This is a genomic window from Hyphomicrobiales bacterium (assembly GCA_017642935.1).
Classification (GTDB): domain Bacteria; phylum Pseudomonadota; class Alphaproteobacteria; order Rhizobiales; family MH13; genus MH13.
This window is the reverse complement of sequence record JAEPOK010000002.1, coordinates 737,137-757,274: the sequence shown is the minus strand read 5'-3', so window position 1 is coordinate 757,274 and position 20,138 is coordinate 737,137. Positions and strand designations below refer to the sequence as shown.

The following is a 20,138-nucleotide window of genomic DNA, read 5'->3' as shown; positions in this document are numbered from 1 at the left end:
GCACAAAGGGGTTAGGCGCTGGCCTTGCGCTCGTCCGTCTCAGCTGCCGATTGGGTCACCGCTTCGGACTTCACTTCGTCCTTTGGGCCGGACTCCGTCTGGTCGCTGGTCTCATCCCTGATCTTGTCAGCGTCATCGGCTTCACCAGAGGCGGTTTCAACCGTGTTTTCGGTGTCCGATGTTTCCGCTCTCTCGACCGCGTCATTGGCAGAAACATCGGATGCGTCTTGTTCCGCGTCGGCCGGTTTGACAGCGTCGTTCTTGGCCTCAGCAACCTCCGCCACCTCGTCCGGAGGCGTATCGTCGTTAACAGCTTGAACGGCGGACGGAGACAAAACCTCGCCCACATGATCGGGATAGAGCACGCCGGCCAGACCACCATCTTGGCCAACGACGGGGACCGGGTGGTTGGTGTCGAGCACGGTCGGCAGCGCGTCTTCGATGGAGCTTGAATACTCAAGCTGCTGGCCGTCATCGGCCACATCGCTCAGGCTTGGCGAGCCCGGCGCGGCAATCGCCTCTTCCAAACTATCTTCGGTGACAAAGCCGACATAATTGCCGCCATCCTCAACGACATAACCAACATCGGTGCCGCTCGTGCGCATCGTCGACAGCGCGTTTTCCAGGTTTTCATTGGTCAAACGCAGTTTTGGCGGTTTGGCCACCACATCAACGGTGAGCACGCGGGCGCGGTTCACGTCACGCACAAACTGCGCCACGTAATCATCGGCCGGGTGCATCAGGATGTCAGCCGGCGTGCCGACCTGGCTCAATACGCCATCCTTCAAGATCGCGATCTTGTCGCCGATCTTCAGCGCTTCGTCCAAATCATGGGTGATGAAGACGATGGTTTTGTGGAACTGATCCTGAAGCTCCACCAACTGGTCCTGCATCTGCGAGCGGATCAGCGGATCGAGCGCGGAAAACGCTTCGTCCATCAGCAAGATGTCGGCATCGGTCGCCAGCGCACGGGCCAGACCAACGCGTTGCTGCATACCGCCGGATAGTTGGCTGGGAAACTGGTCCTCATAGCCTTCAAGGCCAACTTGGATGATCCATTCGCGCGCGGCTTTCTTGCGCTCGTCCAGCGCAACGCCCTGCACTTCCAGCCCGTAGCCAACATTTTCCAGCACCGTACGATGCGGGAAGAGCCCAAAGCGCTGGAACACCATCGACATGCGCTTGCGGCGGAAATGCTCCAGGCCCTTGTTGCTGAGCCTCAGAACGTCTTCGCCATCAATGACGATCTTCCCGTCTGTCGGGTCGATCAGCCGGTTGAAATGCCGGATCAGCGTGGACTTGCCGGAACCGGACAGACCCATGATGACGAAAATCTCGCCCTGTTCGATGGACAGCGACACGTCGTGAATACCCAGCGTGTGGCCTGTTTCGGCCAGCAGCTCGGTCTTGCCCATACCAGCCTTCACCTTGCGCAAGGCAACCTTGGGTGTCGGACCAAAAATCTTGGTTACATTTTGAACGTCAATTAGCGCCACGGGTGGCCTCTACTCTCTTTGTACCTAGGGTCTGGACCCATCAATGCCCGGCGGTGCGGTAGCTTTGCATCCGCGCGCCATAGGCCTGGGTGATGCGATCGAACACGATGGCAAGCACAACGATCGCCAGACCACCCAAAAGGCCGCGGCCCGGATCGTTGCGTTGCAGGCCGAGCAGCACGGTCTCGCCAACGCCGCGCGCACCGATCATGGACGCGATCACCACCATGGCGAGCGCCATCATGGTCGTCTGGTTGATGCCTTGCATGATGGAGGGCATCGCCAGCGGCAGTTGCACGTCTTTCAAGATCTGGAAACGCGTTGCACCAAAGGCGCGACCGGCCTCGGTGACCTCACCATCGACCTGGCGAATGCCAAGATCGGTCAGGCGAATAAGCGGCGGCACGGCATAGATCACGGTGGCTATAATGGCGGGGACCTTGCCCAGACCGAACAGCATCACCGCCGGGATCAGATAAACAAAGCTCGGGATCGTCTGCATCAAATCGAGCACCGGATTGACCACCGAGCGCGTGCGGTTGGACCGGGCGATAATCACGCCAACCGGTACGCCGATCACCACCGAAATCAGGATCGAGACCAGCATGATGGCGATGGTCTGCATCGCTTGGTCCCAGAGATCAAACGCGCCGATGACGTACATCGCAACGCCCATGGCGATCACCAGACCGATCTTGCGGCTTGCCGAATAGGCGATCAGCATGATCAGCGCGATAATCTGCAATTCCTGCACCCAAAGCCATTCCATCGGCTGGATCGTCTCCTCGCCAACGGTCGTGGTGTAGCGCGAGATGAAAAACAGCGCCGCCTCCACGGCGAAGACGGCCCCAGCCAGGATGCTGTTTTTGGAAATCAGGTAGACGAACAGGCTGATCAGGCCGCCAAAGACGATGAGAAGGATGATCTCTGGTTCGGAACGGCCCAAAAGCAGCCGCTCAATCCAGACCAGAATACCGAGAATGGAGTTGGAGAACGTTTCGAACTGATCCCCATAGGTGATGACCAGAAACTCCACGAAATCGTTGGTCGCGCGGCGCACCATCCGACCGACATCGACAAAAATGCCGTTCCATTCCAACTCGTCAAACATCGCTCGATTGTCCTGCCTTTGGCCGGGAAATTGTTCGTCGCAAGAAGAAACGTGCGACGCGGTGATCGCTCACCGGCGCCGCACGTTCCAGTGTTGCATACTTAGAGGGCTGCGCGCACGCGGCTCACGACATCGGCCGGCACCCAGCTTTCCCACTCACTCGTGGTCTCAAGATAGTTGGCGGCCGCATCATCGGCGTCAGCATCATTGTCCTGCATGTAGGCGACCGCCTGCGAAGTGGAGAGAGTCGTTGTTTCATAACGCTCCAACAGCTCAGCAAGTTCCGGCGCAGCCTCAACAAATTCCGCGTTGGCGCCAACATGGACAGGTGAGGACGGGTAGGCCGTCGTTGCGGTCGGCTCATCGCTTTCGCGCATGGCATCCCAGATTTCCTGGTCAAATGGCTCTTCTTCCAACTGGATCAGCTCATCACCGATCTGACCGAAGAGGCCCGTCGGCGCCCAATAGTAGAACACAACGGGGCGTTCGCGGCGCACGCGCGAAACGATGTCAGCGGCCATCGCGCCCCCCGAGCCGGGGCGGAAGTTGGTGTAAAGGTCTGTCAGACCATAAACTTCCAGTTTCTTGGTGTTGATCTCTTCGCACACCCAGCCGGCCACGCAGTTGTAGAAACGGCCCTTGTCGGGGTCTTCTGGATCAGCAAACAGCTCAGCATAACGGGCAAGGTCTGCAGGCGTGCGCAGATCGGGCGCCGGTGCATCCGGGCCTTCGACCAGATAACGCGGCACAAACCAGCCCTCCAAGGCGGCTGGGAAGTTCGGGCCCAAATCGACCAAAGTGCCGTCATCCAGGCCTTCCTGCCAGGCCGGTGGCGGGTTGGCCGTCCAGATTTCCATGTTGGCGTCCAGATCGCCACGCGCCAGGCCAGTAAAGCCGGCCAGCGTTTCAACCGGAATGATTTCGACCTCGCACCCGAAACCTTCGCGCATGATGGTCGCGACCACTTCGGTGTGGAATGCGTGGGATTCATAACCAAGGCCGGCCATATTCACGGGCCGGTCGAGCGGGCATTCCTGCGCGCTTGCAGGCGCGATGGCGAAAGCTGAGACAGCCGTAAGGGTTGCAAGGCCAAGGCCTGCGGCGGTGAGGATTTTCATGAACTGATCTCCCGTGCCCATCGGCACTTAAGTGGCAGTGCGCGTGGGTGGGAAGTGCTTGGCCCTCATTGGCACAGCACCTCCACGCGCTTCCATGAAGAGCAGCATAAGGCGTCAGCGGGGACTGTCCACCCGTCGCCCCAGAAAAGTCCCGCACCACCCTCGCGACCAACTGACGCCACCTGCCACAACCAGGGATAGTTATCCGGCTAAGGCGCACCTTGGTGAGGATTGGTTAAGCCTGTGCGTTTTTTGTGCCCGGCTCCATCTCACGTTAACCCGCGCTTGAAACCATGGGTTGTAGGACTAGGCAAAACACGCACACCGAAGTTGGGGGACCTCTATGCGTTGTCTTTCTATATGCGCAGCCATTGCATTGGCCATGGCATCGGCAACAGCAGGCCACGCTGAAACACTGACGCTTGGGTCCGTTAACGACAACATACGCAAGCATATCGAACGCTTCACACCATTGGCCCAGTACCTCGAAAGAGAACTGGCGGATGCCGGTATCACAGCGGTCGAGATTTCGGTGCTCCCAGATTCCGAAGCCATGGCCGAGGCTTTGCGCCAAGGTGACGTCGACCTCTACTTCGACAGCCCTTTGGTTGCCACGCGCGTCGCCCAGATGGCCGATGCTGTACCGTTCTTGCGCCGCTGGAAAAACGGTGAGGCGACGTACCACTCGGTGATAGTCGTACCAGCTGACAGCGACATGCAAACCATCGACGATCTTCGCGGATCGGTCATCGGTTTCCAGGAGCCCGACTCCACCTCAGGATATCTTCTCCCGCTCGCCATGCTGTTGGACGCCGACCTGTTGCTTCAACACCTCCATCAGGATCACGAACAGCCGGCCGAGCATGCCGTTGGCTACTTGTTCACTGGTGACGACCGCAACACGGCATTGGGCCTCGTTCGTGGAACGCTCGACGCTGGCGCAACGGACAATCAGGGTTTTGAGTCGCTGCAGACCGCGCAGCCCGATCGCTTCCGAGCATTGGCACGCAGCATCGAAGTCCCACGGCAAGTCGTGGTTCGCAGCGGGGCGCTGGATGAGACACTTGCTTCCGTTATCGCCGACACGCTGCGTTCGATGGAAGAAAGCGCCGAAGGCGTGCAAGTTATGGCCTCGTTCCACGACACCACACACTTTGATGACTTCCCCGATGGGGTCGAGGCGACGTTTGCGCCCATTCAATCCATCCTTGCCCAGATCAGCTCTGGTTCATCGATGTAACGCGGCAGTGGGGCAAACAACATGTCGCTTGGTCGATTGCATAAAATGAGCCCACGAGATGGGTTGGCACGTCGCCTGGCGATCACGTTCGGCACGGTTATCGCGCTTTTCGTCGTCGCGGTTTTAGCAATCAACGTTCAAACACAGCGCCTGCTGCTCGCCGAACGAGAAACACTCAATGTCGACCATCTCTTGAACCTGACCAAAGAGGTTTCCACTCCACATCTCTTGACCGGCGATACAGCGGCCTTGGAAATATTCTTTGAGGAGCTGTTGGCGCGCGACGACATCCTTAGTGCTTTGCTGGTTGACGCAGACGGCTTGGTGGTTGTGGCTGGGTCTTATGAAGAAACGCCCTTTCTTTCCACAACAGACGACCCCTTGATCCAGAACGCGTTGGAAACCGGCATTCGCCAAGCCGCTCTCAGTGAAGGCGATCTTTCACAGGAAGTAGCAGGCCCGATCATCGTGGGAGACCAGCTGATCGGGGTGCTACGTGTCAGTCTTTGCAACAAGGCGTTGCGCAGGGACATCCAAACGGTTTTCGTCACCAACCTTGCGCTCGGTATCCTCTTTTTCTTCGTCGCAATGATCATGTGCGGCGCTCTTGCCCGTCGATTGACTGAGCCGCTCTCGCGCTTGACCGCCGTTACGCAAGAGGTGGCCGCTGGGGATCTCGACCAGACCATCGATGTTCGCGCCGACGGGGAGATCGGTGTGCTCGCCGACGGTCTCAGCACGATGTTGGAAACCGTGCGCAGTTCCATGCGCGAGGTTAACCGTGTCGCCTACGAGGACAAACTTACCGGCGTGCCAAACCGCAGCTGGCTCAATCATCAACTTGAGCATTTGGCGCGCGATCATGCTGAGAGCGAGACTGGCTTTGCCTTGATGTTCTTGGACCTCGACAAGTTTAAGGCCGTCAACGACACGCACGGACATCATGTTGGCGACTTGCTTTTGCGCGCTTTTTCCCGCCGCCTTGCCAGGTGCATGCGCGAGGAAGGCTTGACGATAGAGGGCGTCGGCCCGAGCGATCATATGATTGCTCTCAATCAAAACGAAGGCGCCCTCGCGCGCCTTGGCGGCGACGAGTTCACGCTCCTGGTTCCTGTCGACAAGGCGGACGCGCTGGCCTCGCGCATAACGGCCGCCATGGGCAAAGCCTTCCGGTTGGAAGGCTGTCATCTAACCAACTCCACCAGCATCGGCATTGCCCTCTTCCCGCAACATGCCACCAGTCGCGAGCATCTTCTAAAGTGCGCCGATGTTGCGATGTACCAAGCCAAGCGCAGCGCACGAAACAGCCACCGGTACTACGACCATTCCAGCCACACCAAAATGATGGAGCGTTCAGCGTTGGAGCGCGATCTGGAAGCAGCGGTTGAGACTGACGCGTTCCAAATGGCTCTGCAGCCCCAGTTCATCGTCCAGTCCGGCCAGGTTGTGGGCGCCGAAGCGCTGGTCCGTTGGGAGCATCCCAATCGCGGTTTCGTGCCGCCAGACGTCTTTCTTCCCGTAGCAGCCAGCATTGGCCTTCTGCCGCGGATCGGCAACCTCATGATGGCTAAGGCGATCAAGGCGGCTGCCGAAATCAACAAGGGACGCGAGCGGCCGCTAACGGTCGCCGTCAACGTCGCCATCGAAGAACTCAACGATGAAAGCTTTGCCGATACCGTCAAGCACTTGCTCGATCGCTACGATGCGGCGCCCGAGACGCTTGAGATCGAAATCACCGAAAGCACGGCGATGGAAAAAAGCGCACTTGTCGAGCGCCAGGTGGCCGAATTGCGCGCCCTCGGCTTGCGATTTGCCATCGACGATTTCGGCATGGGCTATTCCAACCTGGGTCGGTTGAAGGCGCTGGCCTTCGAAACCTTGAAGATTGATCGCAGCCTGGTTCTTGGCATTGGCGAAGACCCAGCATCGGAAAGCTTGCTGTACACGATCTTCGATATGGCCAAAGCCATTCAGGCCGATGTGGTTGTTGAGGGCATCGAGACAGCCGACCAGCTGGCGTTTCTGCGCGAGGCCGGGTGCAAGTACTACCAGGGCTACTACGGCGGCAAACCGATGAAGGCAGATTTGTTTGCTGATTGGGTCGCCGAGCATGAGGCCGGTCGTGCCGGCATCGAGACGCAAGACAACGCGCCAAAGCTCGAGCAGGCCTCATAGGCGCTTGGTCACGAGCCCCTGCGGCAAACGGTTGGGCCGTCGAACCTTAGAGCCAGCGCTCTCGGCATTTGATGCGCAAACGCATGCCGCGTATTCCGCCAATCGCTTGGCGATTGGCGCTGGTGCGGTTGTGCCGCAGGCACAGAGCAAAGAAAAATGGTGCCCCTGGCCAGACTCGAACTGGCACTCCTTTTGGGAACTCGATTTTGAATCGAGCGCGTCTACCAATTCCGCCACAGGGGCAAACCTAAAGCATCACGTGCGGTAGATGGCGCGGACCATACTGCGATCCGCTTCACCGTCAATCCTCTTTTGCAGCGGTTTTGGCATCGGCGGTCATCATTGCGCCGTAACCATAGCTGGTAACCCGGCGGCAGCTTCTTTTTGCTAATCTGATCGCTACGCTAAGCACCAAAGGGCCACAGTTCAGGATGACCGCCATTTCGACCGCCGATACGTCTTCTTCACCGCTTGGAGATTCCGCAACCGCCTTCGATCGCATCGATGCGGTGCTTGCCGATGCGCAGGAAAACGGCGCGATGCGCCTTAGCCTTGGATCGTTGGCCGGGGCGCTGAAAGAGCGCGCTTTTGGGCTAATGGTGCTGGCGCTGGCCCTGCCCTGCTGCTTGCCCTTTGTCTATCTGATCCCGCAGATCGTTGCTTTGCCCATCCTGGTGCTCACTGGCCAGATGGCCTCCGGTCGCCATGTGCCGTGGCTGCCGGAAAAGCTGAAAACCCGCGACTTTGATGTTGAAGCGATGCGCTCGGTGGTCGCGCGGGGCAAAAAATGGTTCGGCTGGACCGAGCACATCTCCCGTCCCCGCCTGCTGGCTCTGTCCGGCCCCCGTGCGACGCGCATAGTCGGTGCGCTGATGATGATCCCCGCCGCATCGATCCTGGTGCCGCTGCCGTCAACCAACACGGTCCCTGGCATCGGTGTGGCGATCACCTCCATCGGCCTTATTGAACGCGATGGACTGATGATATTGCTTGGCCTGTTCATCGGCCTTCTTTGGGTGGCGTTTTTGCTGATTTCCGCCCCGCTTCTTGCGATGTGGGCGGTTGACTTCTTCACCGCTTGAGGGTGGTTTCGCTGCCATGAGTGCAGCATCTCGATCTGATGATTTCTACCCAGTCGACGGTCGCCAGACATGGGTCGCGCTTGGCGTCATCGCCGCGGCGATCCTCATTCTGGCCATCGCCTGGGCGTTTCAGATCGTCGGCGGTTTCACGCCTTGCAAACTCTGCCTGGAACAGCGCGAAGGCTACTACACGGCGATCCCAATTCTTGGTCTGGTCGCGCTCGCAATAGTGCTGAAGTGGCCAGCCTGTATCCCGCGAGGTTTGCTCGCGATTGCTGGCATTCTCTTCGCTATGTCCATGGTCACCGGCATCTACCAGGCCGGCGCGGAATGGAATTTTTGGGCCGGACCCAATGATTGCGGCTCCGGCGGCCTGCCGACAGTGTCGGGCGGAAGCCTGCTCGATGAAATCAACGAGACCACCATCATCTTCTGCGATGAGGCAGCCTTACGCGTGCTCGGCCTATCCTTTGCCGGCTGGAATGTGATCGCCGCCGCCGCGCTGATGAAAGCCTGCTTTGCAGCTGCGCTCTGGCCGCCAAAGGCTCGTTGACCTTCGTCAACCGGCACGCCACGCATCCAACTAGCCTAACAGCCTACCGAGCGTTTTCTCGTTTGTTAGATCGAGGGGAACAATCATGTCGGCTTCAATCTGGTCAACGGGTCGAGTCCGCTGGCTTTTCAAGCTGGTCATCACGGTCCTGCTTATCGCCCTGGCTCAGCCCGCCAACGCGTTCTACACGCGCGGGTGCAACGCTGAATATGTGATCACCACCAGCTCTTTTGATGGAAACACCCTTCGCCGCAGCTTCCGCGGCGAAGGGGTCCATCCCTTTGGCCCGAACCGCGCGCGCCGCCACGCGCACCGTGTCATCAGGCAATGCGTCAACGACCATTGGCGAGAGCGTGAATCATCGTCGCGATCGATTTTCTGCGACGAAAACAGCCGGGTGTTCGGCTATCCGTTCAACGATCTGATGACCGAGATGACCGAGGCTGTCTGCGAGCTCAATCCCAACCGCCCGCTGATCGATGTCAACGTACGCGTCTTATACACCGGCGACACCGGTTGCACCGGCGAAAACAACATGTGGAACCAGGAGATTGCCCGCGACGTGCGCTTGGAATGCGGCGCACAACGCGTCGAACTCGGGACCGATCGTCCGGGCCAGGATTACGAAAACTTCGATCTTCCTGGCGGCAACTGGCAGGCTTGCCAGTCTCGCTGCGAAGGCGATGGACGCTGCCAGGCCTGGACCTTCGTTTATCCGCGCGTCGGCGTGCTGCCGCAGTGCTGGCTAAAGGACGAGGTTCCGCAGGCCCACATCAATGATTGCTGCGTGTCAGGGGTCAGCCCCTGATCGGCAGAGCAACAAGCTTCAACACAACCATTTATTGGGTGAGTGACATCATGGGTATCGGCAAACACATACTGGGCATGGCAACCGCCTTCCTGGCGCTTGCTTTTTCAGCCGGGTCAGCATTCGCGGTCGAAGCGGCTGCAACAACAGGGCTGAATGTACGATCAGGGCCCGGCACAAGCTTCGTGATCGTTGACACGCTTTATCGCGGCGAGGTCGTGAATGTTGTTGAATGCACGGCAGCTGGCACCTGGTGCCGTATCGAACACGCAGGTCCCGACGGCTGGGTGTCGCGCACCTATTTGACCGCGCCGACCGGTGCCGGCACACCAGGCGCGCCGGTGCAGTTCGGTTTCACCATCCCCTTGCCGGGCGGTGGGTCGATCACCTTTGGAACGCCAGGTTACACACCGCCAGCTGGCGGTGTCGATCCGACCCCAGCGGTCGAAGAGGCGCGAGTCTGCGTCTACGATCTGCCGAACTTTGCTGGCGACAGCATTTGCGTGCGGCCAGGTCGCAGTGACGCTTCGATTTCGGGACCATGGAACAATCGGGTCACATCGCTGCAGGTATTCGGTGGAGCCTCCATTCGCCTGTGCCGACGGCCGAACTATGGTGGTGTGTGCAACGTATTCCTCAGCGATAGAGCGCGCCTCGGATCAGCACTCAACAACAACGCATCATCCTATGACGTCATGCCGCCTGAACCAGCACGCGTGTGCGTCTATGACCTGGCCAATTTTCGCGGCGACAGCGTCTGTGTACGTCCAGGAGCCAGCGACAACGCGCTCGGCGCAACGTGGAATGATCGCGTCACCTCGCTGAGGGTGTTTGGCGGCGCCCGCATCAGACTGTGCCAAAACAACGGCTTTGGCGGCTTCTGCAACACATTTTTGAACGATGTTCGCCAGCTAGGCGGCGCATTGAACAACCGAGCCTCGTCCTATCGGGTCCGATAGGCTGCGAAGTCGTGTCGGATTGAAATCAACGAGCGCAACTTAAGGATCGAGCTCGGTGTCCCAATAGAGAAAGTCCATCCAGCTTTCGTGCAGATAGTTGGGCGGGAATTGCCGGCCATTGGCCTGCAGATCGTGCACGGTCGGTGGATAGGGTGCCTGGCGCGGGAACATTTGCGCCACCTTGGGCATCTTGCCGCCCTTGCGCAGATTACACGGGCTGCAAGCGGTCACGATGTTCTTCCAAGTCGTCTGCCCGCCGCGCGAGCGTGGGATTACGTGATCGAACGTCAGATCGTCCGGCGAACCGCAATATTGGCATTCAAACCGGTCGCGCAGAAACACGTTGAACCGAGTAAAGGCCGGATTGCGTTGCGGCTTCACATAAGTCTTCAGCGACACGACGCTTGGCAGCCGAAACTCGGTCGTTGGGCTGTGCACGCAGGTGTCGTATTCGGACAGAATGTTGACGCGGTCGAGGAACACCGCCTTAACGGCTTCCTGCCAAGGCCAAAGCGACAGCGGGTAATAGGAAAGCGGCCGGAAGTCGGCATTGAGCACCAAGGCCGGGCAAGCCTCGGGCTTCATGATCCGGGAAGCAGGTGAAACCACCGGGCGTCCGGTGGCCTTAAACTCTTCCGGTGAAACGGCGACGGTCAAGCTTGGCTCCCGGTCCGATTCGCACAACACAATTGTTACGCACGCTGTATGTATAGCGCGTGTGACAGGCTTGTGAAGCCACACTTGGCCGCATGCGAGAACTGGTTGTGGGCAGCCGATGCAGTTGTTTTAGATGGCGATTCCCGAGCGGCCGTCCTGCACAACGCTGTGATACGACCACAAAAGCCGCGCCGCCACGCCACGCCACGGCGACCAAATCTCCGCGCGCTCCGCCAAAGCTTCGGCACTCAATCTTTCCTCATGCCCCAGCGCCCAAGCGGCCGCTTTTTGCAGCGCCAGATCGCCCACCGGCATGGTGTCGGCATGGCCGACGCAGAAGAGCACATAGATCTGTGCGGTCCAGGGACCCACCCCTTTGATGGTCACCAATTCCGCTTCAATCGCCGCCACATCCAGCGCGTTGAGCCGGGAGAAGGCCTGGTCGTCAGGCAAAGCCTCGGCAATGGCGCGCAAGGTGCGTTGTTTCGGCCGGGAAAGGCCGCATGTTTTCAGCGCCTCGTCATCGGCTTCAGAGAACCGCCGCGCCTCCAGGGCACCCAGCGTATCGATGGTGCGTGCGGTGATCGCTTTGGCGCTTGCCACCGAGACCTGCTGCGCGATGACGATCCGCGCCAACCCTTCAAAATCTGGCGTCGAGCGCCGCAGCGGCACATGCTCGACAGCGTCCATGGCCAGATGAAGTGCAGGGTCGGCAGCCCTAAGGGAAATGAGGCCCTCGACCACATCCGCGTCACATTCTATGCATCGATACATGAGCCAGCCGGTCTTGAGATTCGCGCCATCGCCCAATGGCTATCTGCATTTGGGGCACGCGTTAAGTGCGCTTGAATGCCAGCGTTGGGCGCAAGCGGTTGGTGGACGGCTACTGCTTCGCATCGAAGACACGGATCTTTCGCGCGCCCGTCCGCAGTATGTCGAGGCCATTTTGGACGATCTGAAATGGCTCGGGCTCACCTGGGAAGAGCCGGTGCGGGTGCAATCGGAGCATCTGGACACCTATGAAGCAGCCCTTGGCGCGCTTTACGATGAAGGCCTTGCTTATCCAGCGCCGGCCTCACGCACACAGATCGCCCGCGCGCTTGATGGGCTGAAGGCCGAAGGCATTGCTTGGGGCAGCGATCCGGACGGCAGCCCGCACTACCCCTTCGGCGACCGTGACCGCGCCGACCGTCCCGATGAAATGCCCGGGGACGTGCCCATCCGCCTGGATATGCAGGCGGCTTTGGAGAAGCTCGGTGTCAGCAAAGTCGCCGAAAAGCGCATTGCATCGCCGACCTCCGCGCCGGTCACCACCATGACCGATCCGTCGGTTTGGGGCGATATCCTTCTGCGCGGGCGCGACCGACCGGCGACCTACCACCTGGCCGTTGTCGTCGATGATGCTGATCAGGGCGTTACCCATGTGGTGCGCGGCCTCGATCTTGAGCCCTCGACGTCCGTGCAGCGCCTGCTTCAGGAGCTACTCGGCCTACCAGCGCCGATCTACCATCATCACCGGCTGATCCTGGGCGAGGATGGCCGCAAGCTTTCCAAATCCGAAGGCGCGAAAAGCTTGCGGTCGGTCAGGCGTACCGGCATCGAACGCAACGCGCTGATCGCCCAATTGCTGGCTACTCCACCGTCACAGTGATCACGTCGGACACGATCGGCGGATCGTGCGGGATGTGGTTGTGGTCGCCGACCAGCAACTGCATGGTGTGCGTGCCTGTAGGCAGCTCCAGCGTTACTTCTGTCTGACCGCCGCCAAAGTGACGATGATTATCATCGTTCGGCAGCGCTGCTTCCAAATCCACCTGGTCGAGCGGCATATTGATCAGCAGGTGATGGTGGCCGGTGTTCATCTGCTCAACGCCTGCTGGCGCAACGCCCATGCCGCGCAGACCGAACTGAACCCTCACTGGATTGGACACGGTCGCACCGCCCTCTGGCGCGATAAAATAAACCTCAGCCCCGTCCGGCGCAGGCGTCAAATGATCCATCGCACTCGCTGCAATCGATGTGCAGGCAAGCGCACCAGCCAGGGCACCCATTCGCAAGGCATGTTTCATGTGCATGGTCTTTCCTCCCGTTCTTCTTGGAGGAAAGGAGATAGAGCGCGCAGTCAAAGCGACCAATCACGACTGCGCGACCGGAACCTATCAAACCGGCGCAAAACTGGTCAGCACCCAGAGCCAACCGGTCACCGAAACGATGGCAAGCGCCGTCGATAATGCAATGGACGAGGACGCGATGCGCACGCCCGTGCCGTAGCGATTGGCGAGCAGATAGGCGTTGATCCCTGACGGGCAGGCCGCAAAGAGCACTGCCGCGCCGAGCCAAATCTGCGGCAACTGCAACACAAAAGCGCCAAACAGGAACACCAGGCCCGGCTGAACGATGAGCTTCAGGAAACTCACCGTCAGCGTGATGCGCAGATCACCGGCCAATCCATAACGTTTGAGTGCCATCCCAGCGGAGAACAGCGCGCAGGGCACGGCGGTTGACCCCAGCATATCCAAGATCTGGAACGGTATCGGCGGAATGGTCCAGCCGGTGAAGCGCCACGCCAACCCCAGCAGAATGCCGATGATGATCGGATGGGTGAAGATGGAGATAGCAAGCTTGCGAACGGTCTCACCAAAATTACCGCGCTCGGACCCGCCTAGTTCAATCGACAAAGTGGCCGCACTCATCATGATCGGCAGATGGATCGCGATCAGCAAGAAGATCGGCACCCGCCCGGCATCGCCATAGGTGGTGAGAATCAGCGGGATGCCGATGAGAACGGTGTTCGCCTGCGCGGCGGAGAAGCCGGCCACCGTGCCGGTTGGTTTGTCGCGTCCGAACCCGCGCGTCACTACAAGATGGGCGCTCGCCCAAACAACGATCACGGCCGCGAAATAGACCGCCCAATAGGCCCAAGGCGAGGCTTCAGGAACGTCGGCCCTCGCCAGCGTCTTGAACAGAAGACAGGGGACGGCGACGGTGAAAACAAAGTCAGAAAGCCCGTCGCCGACATGGTCCTTGATGAGCCCGGTGCGTGCGGCGGTAAAACCGATGGCAATCAGGCCGAAAACGGGGAGAACAATGGCAAGAAGCGACATGGCCTTCCTGTGGCACCACCTGTCAGGAGGCGCAAGCGCTCACGCGTCTGTGCAGTGACAACGCGCCTGCCTGTGGCATGCTGCGGCCGCTATCTGCATCCATCGGGGAGAGAAACCATGACATTGCAAGAGATCGCCGACGCTCTGGCCGGCCATTGCCGCAACGGGACCGACGAAGAAGGCCTCAGCACGCTTTATGCCGAGGACGCCGTTTCGGTCGAAGCGCTGGCCCAGCCAGGCGGCGGTCCGCAGGTTTTCGAGGGCTTGGAGGCCATTCGCGGCAAGCACGATTATTGGAACAACACCATGGAGGTGAAATCCATGGAGGTGCTTGGCCCCTACCCGCACCAGCCGGACAAGTTCGCGCTGTTGTTCAAGGGCGAGGCCATCGTGAAAGAATCCGGCGAGAGCTTCCCCATGGACGAGGTGGCTATCTACACGGTCAAGGATGGGAAGATCGTCCGTGAAGAGTTCTTCTATTCCATGTGATGACGCCAACGTAAGCAGGTGCGGCCTATCGCGCAAAGCGCGACGAGCGTTTTGACCTAAGCGGAAGAATGGGAAAGGATGGGCCATGCCAGGTCCCTCCTCCCCATCGACCTCGCCGCGCAAGGCGAAACCCTTTGACGCGGTCGTTCAGGCCTTCGCGCTGCTCTACAATCGCCTGCCTGGCACCTATAACGGGTTGGTCGGCGCGCTCGGTTACCGTGCGCCGGAGCTGGTCGCTGATGCGCTGTGCAACCATTTGAAGCTGGAAAGCCCAACTCTGCTGGATGCGGGATGCGGCACCGGTCTGACCGCTAAAGCGGTGCTCACACGGCTGCCAAAGGCGAAGCTCGACGGGTTCGATCTTTCGGCAAAGATGTTGGCCGAGGCGGGTAAGACCCGGCTCTACCAGACGCTGCAAACCGCAGACGCCACCAAACCATTGCCCTTTCTGGCCGGTCACTATGATGCGGCTGTTTCAAGCGGTCTTTACACGCTTGGCCATGTGGGACCGGAGGCGCTACGACCCGTGCTCGATGTGATCAAGCCGGGCGGGCTCTTCGCGCTAAATGTCTATGACGCGGCGTGGGAAAAGCTGAACTTCGAGGAGGCCATCGACCAAATGGTGGCCGACGGCCTCATCACAGTGTGTATGCACTCCAAGGCGACCCATTTTGGCCGCATCGGCCAGACCTGTCGCGTGGTCGTGCTGGAGAAGACCGGCGCGCGTTAGCAGCCAGTCAATCGGAAATCGCCATCGGCAAAGGTCAGCGCTCCTTGGCCACCGCTGCGGCAGGTGTGGGTAAGCGCTGCCGCTTCGGGCGCTGGATTATGCAAGGTGTAAGGGCCAACGACCACGCCGCCCTTGTTGCTGGCAAAGGCCGTGACAGCGCAGCCGCCGGAGCCGCAGAACAGACTCGCCGCGCCATCGCAATAGGCCTTTTCAGCGATCAGGACATAGTCGGCGATGCCATCATCGGTGAAGGTTACCTCAACCAGATGGCCATCATCATAGACCATTGTACCGCCCATTGCGGCGCAGGATTGGTGCATGACACGCAGCTCGTTGATGGCCGCCTCATAGGCTGGGCTGTCGGCGGCTGATTGGGACGCGTGTGCGGCCTGGGCAGTGCCCATCGCCAGCGCGGCAGCTAGAGCGGCCCCTGCCATGAGATACTCTGGTCGAACCATCGGCAAACCTCATCCAAATCTGGCCATTTCGATCTGGATTAGCCATGCCATCGGCTCCGCTAAGGCGCGGTTATCGCGGTTATGACAATTTGAACGGTCTGCAGATTTTGCTGAAGACTTAGGCAGCCTTATCTGCCGTTTCGGCGACGATGCGTACAATATCGGCCATGATCGTGTTCACTTTGAAGTCTTTGGGCGTGTAGACCGCAGCAACGCCCATGGCTTTGAGCGCCGTTTCATCCTCCGGCGGGATGATGCCACCCACGACCACAGGAATATCATCGGCCCCTTCTTTGCGCAGCCGGTCCATCACATCTTTCAAGAGCGCCACATGGCTGCCGGAGAGGATCGAGAGGCCGACAATGTGCACGTCCTCCTCAATCGCCGCGTTGACAATCTCCGCTGGCGTCAGACGAATGCCTTCATAGACCACTTCCATACCGCAATCGCGGGCCCGCACGGCGATCTGTTCCGCGCCATTGGAATGGCCGTCCAGGCCCGGCTTTCCGACCAGCATTTTGAGGCGCCGACCCATTTTGGCCGACACCGCATCAACATCAGCGCGCACTTCGGCGAGATCATCGACGTCAGCGCGCGCGGCTTTGCCAACACCCGTTGGCGCGCGGTATTCGCCATAGACCGAGCGCAAAGCCGCGCCCCATTCACCTGTGGTGACGCATGCTTTGGCAGCTTCCACTGACGCATCCATGATGTTGGCATTGCCTTCAGCAGCATTCTTCAGGCCAGCGATGGCCGCTTCGACCGCTGCGTCATCACGCTGTGATCGCCAGGCCTTGAGCGTGGCGACGGTGTCTTCTTCCACACCATCGGGCACAACCATGATCGCGCCTTCGCCGGTGCCGAGGGGCGATTCCTCGCTCTCCTCATACCGATTGACGCCGACTACGGTCTGCTCGCCCTTCTCGATACCTTCCAGGCGGGCCGTATTGGAGGATACAAGCTGCTGCTTCATGTAGCTTGTCTCGATGGCGGCGATCGCCCCGCCCATTGCTTCGATCTGGGCCAGCTCGGCGCGCGCTTCCTCTTTCAGAGCCTCGACCTTGGCATCCACTTCTTTGGAACCATCGAAGAGATCACCGAATTCCAGCAGATCGGTCTCAAACGCCATCACCTGCTGCATGCGCAGCGACCATTGCTGGTCCCAAGGGCGCGGCAGGCCCAGCGCTTCATTCCAGGCCGGCAACTGCACAGCGCGGGCGCGAGCCTTTTTGGATAGCACCACGGCCAACATCTGGATGAGGATACGGTAGACGTTGTTTTCCGCCTGCGGCTCGGTCAGCCCAAGCGAGTTCACCTGCACGCCATAGCGGAACCGGCGGTACCTTGGATCGTCCACACCGTAGCGCTGCTCGCAGATTTCGTCCCAGAGATCGACGAACGCGCGCATTTTGCACATCTCGGTGACGAACCGCATGCCGGCATTCACAAAGAACGAAATGCGACCAACGGCTTTCGGAAAATCTTCTTCCGGAATGATCCCGCGCGCTTTCACGGTGTCGAGCACCGCAATGGCCGTGGCGAGCGCGAAGGAAAGCTCCTGCACCGGCGTCGCCCCTGCCTCCTGCAAATGGTAGGAGCAGACATTCATTGGGTTCCATTTGGGTGTGTTTTTGTACGTCCAGCCGATCATATCGGTAGTGAGCCGCATCGAGGGTTCGGGGGGGAACACATAGGTGCCGCGGGAAAGGTATTCTTTGATGATGTCGTTCTGCGTCGTGCCGGCGAGCTTGGCCCGGTCAGCCCCTTGCTCATCGGCGACCGCCACATAGAGTGCGAGCAACCAAGGCGCAGTGGCATTGATCGTCATCGAGGTGTTCATCGCATCGAGCGGAATGCCATCGAACAGCGTGCGCATATCGCCCAAATGGGCAACCGGCACACCGACCTTGCCCACCTCGCCACGAGCCAGCACGTGATCAGGGTCGTAGCCCGTTTGTGTCGGCAGATCGAAGGCGACCGACAGGCCGGTCTGCCCTTTGGCGAGATTGGTCTTATAAAGCGCGTTGGAGTCTTTGGCCGTGGAGTGCCCGGCATAGGTGCGGAAGATCCATGGCCGATCTTTGGGCTTATCGCCGGTCGGGGTCTCGCTCATCAGGGTGCGCCCTCTTGTTTCGCAACGCCCCATACAAAGTGTGCGCTGCAACATAAGGCACAATAGGGCGCAGAGGGACCGGCGTCACCTCACCTTTGGGCGCACAACGCTAGCGCGTCACCAAACGCTTCAAGAAGCACGCACCCAGGATCAGTGTCGTCGCGCCAGCAACGGCGGCGAAGAACGGCAGATGCGGCTGGCTCATGACCTGAGTGGCCGAGCCGATATAGAGCATCAGCCATGTCGCGCCGACCAGCGATCCGATCATCAGCAGGATGTAATTGCCCATCAGCCCGAAGGCGTTGTCCCTGAACGCGCCATCGGCAAGCCAGGCCATCGGCCAGGTGAGAACCGAGGCGATAAGAAAAATGAACCACAAATTGTCCATTACAAACGGCGGCAGTATCGCGGCCATAGCACCAAATCCTTGTCTGTGTGGGAAACCGTCCGCTTCCGTCGCCAGACGTTCCCTTACGGCAATGGTTATACCAACCGCCAATGAACAGGCCGTTTATCCTTGCCGGAGCAGAGGGTTAACCGGCGTTTACCAATTGAAAGCGCAAGAATGCCCTCATCCCAACCAAGCGGACACCTGTCTCTGAGCGAGCCGGGATTGTCTTTGTAAAAGGTCGGTTGCGATCCCTGACGGACATTGGTCGTATGGTTTTTTGCAGCGCAGCAATGCATAGTTCGCTGCACAAAAGCTGATCTTGAGAGGCCCCTGCCATGGCTCTTGCCGAAACCTCCGGTGACATCAAAGACTTGTACGAAATCGGCGAAATCCCGCCGCTTGGTCACGTCCCCGCTAACATGTATGCCTGGGCCGTGCGCCGCGAACGCCATGGCGAACCGGAAGTCGCCATGCAGCAGGAAGTGGTGCCGGTTTGGGAGATTGGCGATGATGAAGTGCTGGTCTTCGTCATGGCCGCCGGCGTCAATTACAACGCCATCTGGGCCGGCCTTGGCGAGCCGATTTCGCCCTTCGATTTCATCAAGAACGACTATGTCGTCAACGGATCGGATGCATCCGGCATCGTGTGGGCCGTCGGTTCCAAGGTGAAGCGTTGGAAAGTCGGCGATGAAGTCGTCATCCACTGCAATCAGGATGATGGCGACGACGAAGAGTGCAATGGCGGCGACCCCATGTTCTCCCCCTCCCAGCGCATCTGGGGCTATGAGACGATGGATGGCTCCTTCGCCCAGTTCACCCGCGTGCAGGCTCGCCAGCTGATGGCGCGGCCCAAGCATCTGACCTGGGAAGAAGCCTCCTGCTACACGCTGACGCTCGCCACCGCGTACCGCATGCTCTACGGCCACCGCCCGCACGTGCTGCGACCGGGCGACAATGTTTTGGTCTGGGGTGCTTCAGGCGGCCTTGGCGTGTTCGCCACGCAGATTTGCGCTGCCGCTGGGGCCAACGCCATCGGCGTGATCTCCGATGAAGACAAGCGCGACTTCGTCATGTCGCTCGGCGCCAAGGGCGTGCTCAACCGCAAAGACTTCAACTGTTGGGGTCAACTGCCGAAGGTTGGCTCGGACGAGTACGACACGTGGTTCTCTGAGGTCCGCAAGTTCGGCAAAGCGATCTGGGACATCACCGGCAAAGGCGTGAACGTCGATTTCGTCTTCGAACACCCCGGCGAGAGCACCTTCCCTGTGTCCACCTTTGTTTGCAAACGCGGCGGCATGATCGTCATTTGCGCTGGCACCACCGGCTTCAACCTCACCATGGATGCGCGTTATGTTTGGATGCACCAGAAGCGTGTGCAGGGTTCTCACTTCGCCCATCTGAAACAGGCGGCAGCTGCCAATAAACTGGTGATTGAGCGCCGCATCGACCCTTGCATGTCGGAAGTGTTCGCCTGGCGCGACATCCCCAAGGCGCACACCAAAATGTACAAAAACCAGCACGCGCCGGGCAACATGGCTTGCTTGGTAGGATCGCCAAAACCCGGCCTGCGCACCTTTGAGGATGTGCTCGACGCGGCGGGTTAAAAACAGTGTCATCCCGGAAGCCCACAAGGGCTATCCGGGATCGTAACCAA

The 20,138-nt window shown here is 59.6% G+C and carries 20 protein-coding genes and 1 tRNA gene; 10 read left to right on the top strand and 11 right to left on the bottom strand.

What is annotated here, in order from left to right; translation table 11 throughout:
- Positions 1-11: 11 nt before the first annotated feature.
- From JJ917_13060 to JJ917_13050, 3 genes are all read right to left on the bottom strand, one after another.
- Positions 12-1,496 (bottom strand): betaine/proline/choline family ABC transporter ATP-binding protein, encoded by a 1,485-nt coding sequence (locus JJ917_13060; GenBank protein ID MBO6699753.1) that lies wholly within the window; start codon positions 1,494-1,496, stop codon positions 12-14.
- Positions 1,497-1,536: 40 nt separating this feature from the next.
- Positions 1,537-2,265 carry an ABC transporter permease subunit gene (locus JJ917_13055; GenBank protein ID MBO6699752.1) on the bottom strand — a complete coding sequence of 243 codons (729 nt, stop codon included), beginning with the start codon at positions 2,263-2,265 and terminating at the stop codon, positions 1,537-1,539.
- Positions 2,266-2,708: 443 nt separating this feature from the next.
- Positions 2,709-3,725, bottom strand: coding sequence for an ABC transporter substrate-binding protein (locus JJ917_13050; protein MBO6699751.1), 1,017 nt, complete (start codon positions 3,723-3,725; stop codon positions 2,709-2,711).
- Positions 3,726-4,107: 382 nt separating this feature from the next.
- Here JJ917_13050 and JJ917_13045 point away from each other — a divergent pair, with 382 nt between their 5' ends.
- Together JJ917_13045 and JJ917_13040 are read left to right on the top strand one after the other, a co-directional pair.
- Positions 4,108-4,965, top strand: coding sequence for a phosphate/phosphite/phosphonate ABC transporter substrate-binding protein (locus tag JJ917_13045; protein MBO6699750.1), 858 nt, complete (start codon positions 4,108-4,110; stop codon positions 4,963-4,965).
- Positions 4,966-5,010: 45 nt separating this feature from the next.
- Positions 5,011-7,140, top strand: a complete 2,130-nt coding sequence (locus JJ917_13040) for an EAL domain-containing protein (GenBank protein ID MBO6699749.1) — start codon at positions 5,011-5,013, stop codon at positions 7,138-7,140.
- A gap of 157 nt (positions 7,141-7,297) precedes the next feature.
- On the opposite strand, the gene JJ917_13035 is transcribed toward JJ917_13040, so the two are convergent.
- Positions 7,298-7,383 (bottom strand) — tRNA-Leu (locus JJ917_13035).
- Between the two features lie 188 nt (positions 7,384-7,571).
- Between JJ917_13035 and JJ917_13030 the strand changes: the two genes are divergently transcribed.
- The 4 genes from JJ917_13030 to JJ917_13015 all read left to right on the top strand — a co-directional run bounded on the left by JJ917_13030 (position 7,572) and on the right by JJ917_13015 (position 10,542).
- Positions 7,572-8,222, top strand: a complete 651-nt coding sequence (locus JJ917_13030; protein MBO6699748.1) for an exopolysaccharide biosynthesis protein — start codon at positions 7,572-7,574, stop codon at positions 8,220-8,222.
- Between the two features lie 16 nt (positions 8,223-8,238).
- Entirely contained in the window at positions 8,239-8,775 is a 537-nt protein-coding gene (locus JJ917_13025; GenBank protein ID MBO6699747.1) for a disulfide bond formation protein B, read from the top strand.
- A gap of 535 nt (positions 8,776-9,310) precedes the next feature.
- Positions 9,311-9,583 carry a PAN domain-containing protein gene (locus JJ917_13020; protein ID MBO6699746.1) on the top strand — a complete coding sequence of 91 codons (273 nt, stop codon included), beginning with the start codon at positions 9,311-9,313 and terminating at the stop codon, positions 9,581-9,583.
- A gap of 50 nt (positions 9,584-9,633) precedes the next feature.
- Positions 9,634-10,542, top strand: coding sequence for an SH3 domain-containing protein (locus JJ917_13015; GenBank protein ID MBO6699745.1), 909 nt, complete (start codon positions 9,634-9,636; stop codon positions 10,540-10,542).
- A gap of 39 nt (positions 10,543-10,581) precedes the next feature.
- On the opposite strand, the gene JJ917_13010 is transcribed toward JJ917_13015, so the two are convergent.
- Positions 10,582-11,127, bottom strand: a complete 546-nt coding sequence (locus tag JJ917_13010) for an HNH endonuclease (GenBank protein MBO6699744.1) — start codon at positions 11,125-11,127, stop codon at positions 10,582-10,584.
- A gap of 201 nt (positions 11,128-11,328) precedes the next feature.
- Entirely contained in the window at positions 11,329-11,973 is a 645-nt protein-coding gene (locus tag JJ917_13005; GenBank protein MBO6699743.1) for a DNA-3-methyladenine glycosylase 2 family protein, read from the bottom strand.
- Here JJ917_13005 and gluQRS point away from each other — a divergent pair.
- Positions 11,960-12,850 (top strand): tRNA glutamyl-Q(34) synthetase GluQRS, encoded by an 891-nt coding sequence (gene gluQRS / locus JJ917_13000; GenBank protein MBO6699742.1) that lies wholly within the window; start codon positions 11,960-11,962, stop codon positions 12,848-12,850. The genes JJ917_13005 and gluQRS overlap by 14 nt on opposite strands.
- Here the strand turns inward: gluQRS and JJ917_12995 are convergent.
- Together JJ917_12995 and JJ917_12990 are read right to left on the bottom strand one after the other, a co-directional pair.
- Complete coding sequence (locus JJ917_12995; protein ID MBO6699741.1) at positions 12,831-13,268, bottom strand: DUF4399 domain-containing protein; 438 nt, start codon at positions 13,266-13,268, stop codon at positions 12,831-12,833. The two genes, gluQRS and JJ917_12995, sit on opposite strands and share 20 nt — an antisense overlap.
- 90 nt (positions 13,269-13,358) lie before the next feature.
- Positions 13,359-14,303, bottom strand: coding sequence for an AEC family transporter (locus JJ917_12990; protein MBO6699740.1), 945 nt, complete (start codon positions 14,301-14,303; stop codon positions 13,359-13,361).
- 117 nt (positions 14,304-14,420) lie between these two features.
- On the opposite strand from JJ917_12990, the gene JJ917_12985 reads away from it, so the two are divergent.
- Entirely contained in the window at positions 14,421-14,792 is a 372-nt protein-coding gene (locus JJ917_12985) for a nuclear transport factor 2 family protein (protein ID MBO6699739.1), read from the top strand.
- 85 nt (positions 14,793-14,877) lie between these two features.
- Positions 14,878-15,522, top strand: a complete 645-nt coding sequence (locus tag JJ917_12980) for a class I SAM-dependent methyltransferase (protein ID MBO6699738.1) — start codon at positions 14,878-14,880, stop codon at positions 15,520-15,522.
- Here the strand turns inward: JJ917_12980 and JJ917_12975 are convergent.
- The 3 genes from JJ917_12975 to JJ917_12965 all read right to left on the bottom strand — a co-directional run bounded on the left by JJ917_12975 (position 15,519) and on the right by JJ917_12965 (position 18,508).
- The gene (locus tag JJ917_12975) at positions 15,519-15,980 is read right to left on the bottom strand and encodes a hypothetical protein (GenBank protein ID MBO6699737.1); all 462 of its coding nucleotides are present in this window, start codon (positions 15,978-15,980) and stop codon (positions 15,519-15,521) included. The genes JJ917_12980 and JJ917_12975 overlap by 4 nt on opposite strands.
- 118 nt (positions 15,981-16,098) lie before the next feature.
- Entirely contained in the window at positions 16,099-18,093 is a 1,995-nt protein-coding gene (locus tag JJ917_12970) for a protein meaA (GenBank protein MBO6699736.1), read from the bottom strand.
- Between the two features lie 109 nt (positions 18,094-18,202).
- Positions 18,203-18,508 carry a hypothetical protein gene (locus tag JJ917_12965; protein ID MBO6699735.1) on the bottom strand — a complete coding sequence of 102 codons (306 nt, stop codon included), beginning with the start codon at positions 18,506-18,508 and terminating at the stop codon, positions 18,203-18,205.
- Between the two features lie 311 nt (positions 18,509-18,819).
- Between JJ917_12965 and ccrA the strand changes: the two genes are divergently transcribed.
- Complete coding sequence (gene ccrA / locus JJ917_12960) at positions 18,820-20,088, top strand: crotonyl-CoA carboxylase/reductase (protein MBO6699734.1); 1,269 nt, start codon at positions 18,820-18,822, stop codon at positions 20,086-20,088.
- Positions 20,089-20,138 lie beyond the last annotated feature (50 nt).

Excerpts from the sequence above, each read along its gene's own strand:
- JJ917_12990 (MBO6699740.1), bottom strand. The coding sequence starts at position 14,303 with ATGTCGCTTCTTGCCATTGTTCTCCCCGTTTTCGGCCTGATTGCCATC.
- JJ917_12995 (MBO6699741.1), bottom strand. The coding sequence starts at position 13,268 with ATGAAACATGCCTTGCGAATGGGTGCCCTGGCTGGTGCGCTTGCCTGC.
- JJ917_13015 (MBO6699745.1), top strand. The coding sequence starts at position 9,634 with ATGGGTATCGGCAAACACATACTGGGCATGGCAACCGCCTTCCTGGCG.
- gluQRS (MBO6699742.1), top strand. The coding sequence starts at position 11,960 with ATGCATCGATACATGAGCCAGCCGGTCTTGAGATTCGCGCCATCGCCC.
- ccrA (MBO6699734.1), top strand. The coding sequence starts at position 18,820 with ATGGCTCTTGCCGAAACCTCCGGTGACATCAAAGACTTGTACGAAATC.
- JJ917_13030 (MBO6699748.1), top strand. The coding sequence starts at position 7,572 with ATGACCGCCATTTCGACCGCCGATACGTCTTCTTCACCGCTTGGAGAT.
- JJ917_12975 (MBO6699737.1), bottom strand. The coding sequence starts at position 15,980 with ATGGTTCGACCAGAGTATCTCATGGCAGGGGCCGCTCTAGCTGCCGCG.
- JJ917_13040 (MBO6699749.1), top strand. The coding sequence starts at position 5,011 with ATGAGCCCACGAGATGGGTTGGCACGTCGCCTGGCGATCACGTTCGGC.
- JJ917_13055 (MBO6699752.1), bottom strand. The coding sequence starts at position 2,265 with ATGGAATGGCTTTGGGTGCAGGAATTGCAGATTATCGCGCTGATCATG.
- JJ917_13005 (MBO6699743.1), bottom strand. The coding sequence starts at position 11,973 with ATGTATCGATGCATAGAATGTGACGCGGATGTGGTCGAGGGCCTCATT.
- JJ917_12980 (MBO6699738.1), top strand. The coding sequence starts at position 14,878 with ATGCCAGGTCCCTCCTCCCCATCGACCTCGCCGCGCAAGGCGAAACCC.
- JJ917_12985 (MBO6699739.1), top strand. The coding sequence starts at position 14,421 with ATGACATTGCAAGAGATCGCCGACGCTCTGGCCGGCCATTGCCGCAAC.
- JJ917_13050 (MBO6699751.1), bottom strand. The coding sequence starts at position 3,725 with ATGAAAATCCTCACCGCCGCAGGCCTTGGCCTTGCAACCCTTACGGCT.
- JJ917_13020 (MBO6699746.1), top strand. The coding sequence starts at position 9,311 with ATGTGGAACCAGGAGATTGCCCGCGACGTGCGCTTGGAATGCGGCGCA.
- JJ917_13045 (MBO6699750.1), top strand. The coding sequence starts at position 4,108 with ATGGCATCGGCAACAGCAGGCCACGCTGAAACACTGACGCTTGGGTCC.
- JJ917_12965 (MBO6699735.1), bottom strand. The coding sequence starts at position 18,508 with ATGGCCGCGATACTGCCGCCGTTTGTAATGGACAATTTGTGGTTCATT.
- JJ917_13025 (MBO6699747.1), top strand. The coding sequence starts at position 8,239 with ATGAGTGCAGCATCTCGATCTGATGATTTCTACCCAGTCGACGGTCGC.
- JJ917_13010 (MBO6699744.1), bottom strand. The coding sequence starts at position 11,127 with ATGAAGCCCGAGGCTTGCCCGGCCTTGGTGCTCAATGCCGACTTCCGG.
- JJ917_12970 (MBO6699736.1), bottom strand. The coding sequence starts at position 18,093 with ATGAGCGAGACCCCGACCGGCGATAAGCCCAAAGATCGGCCATGGATC.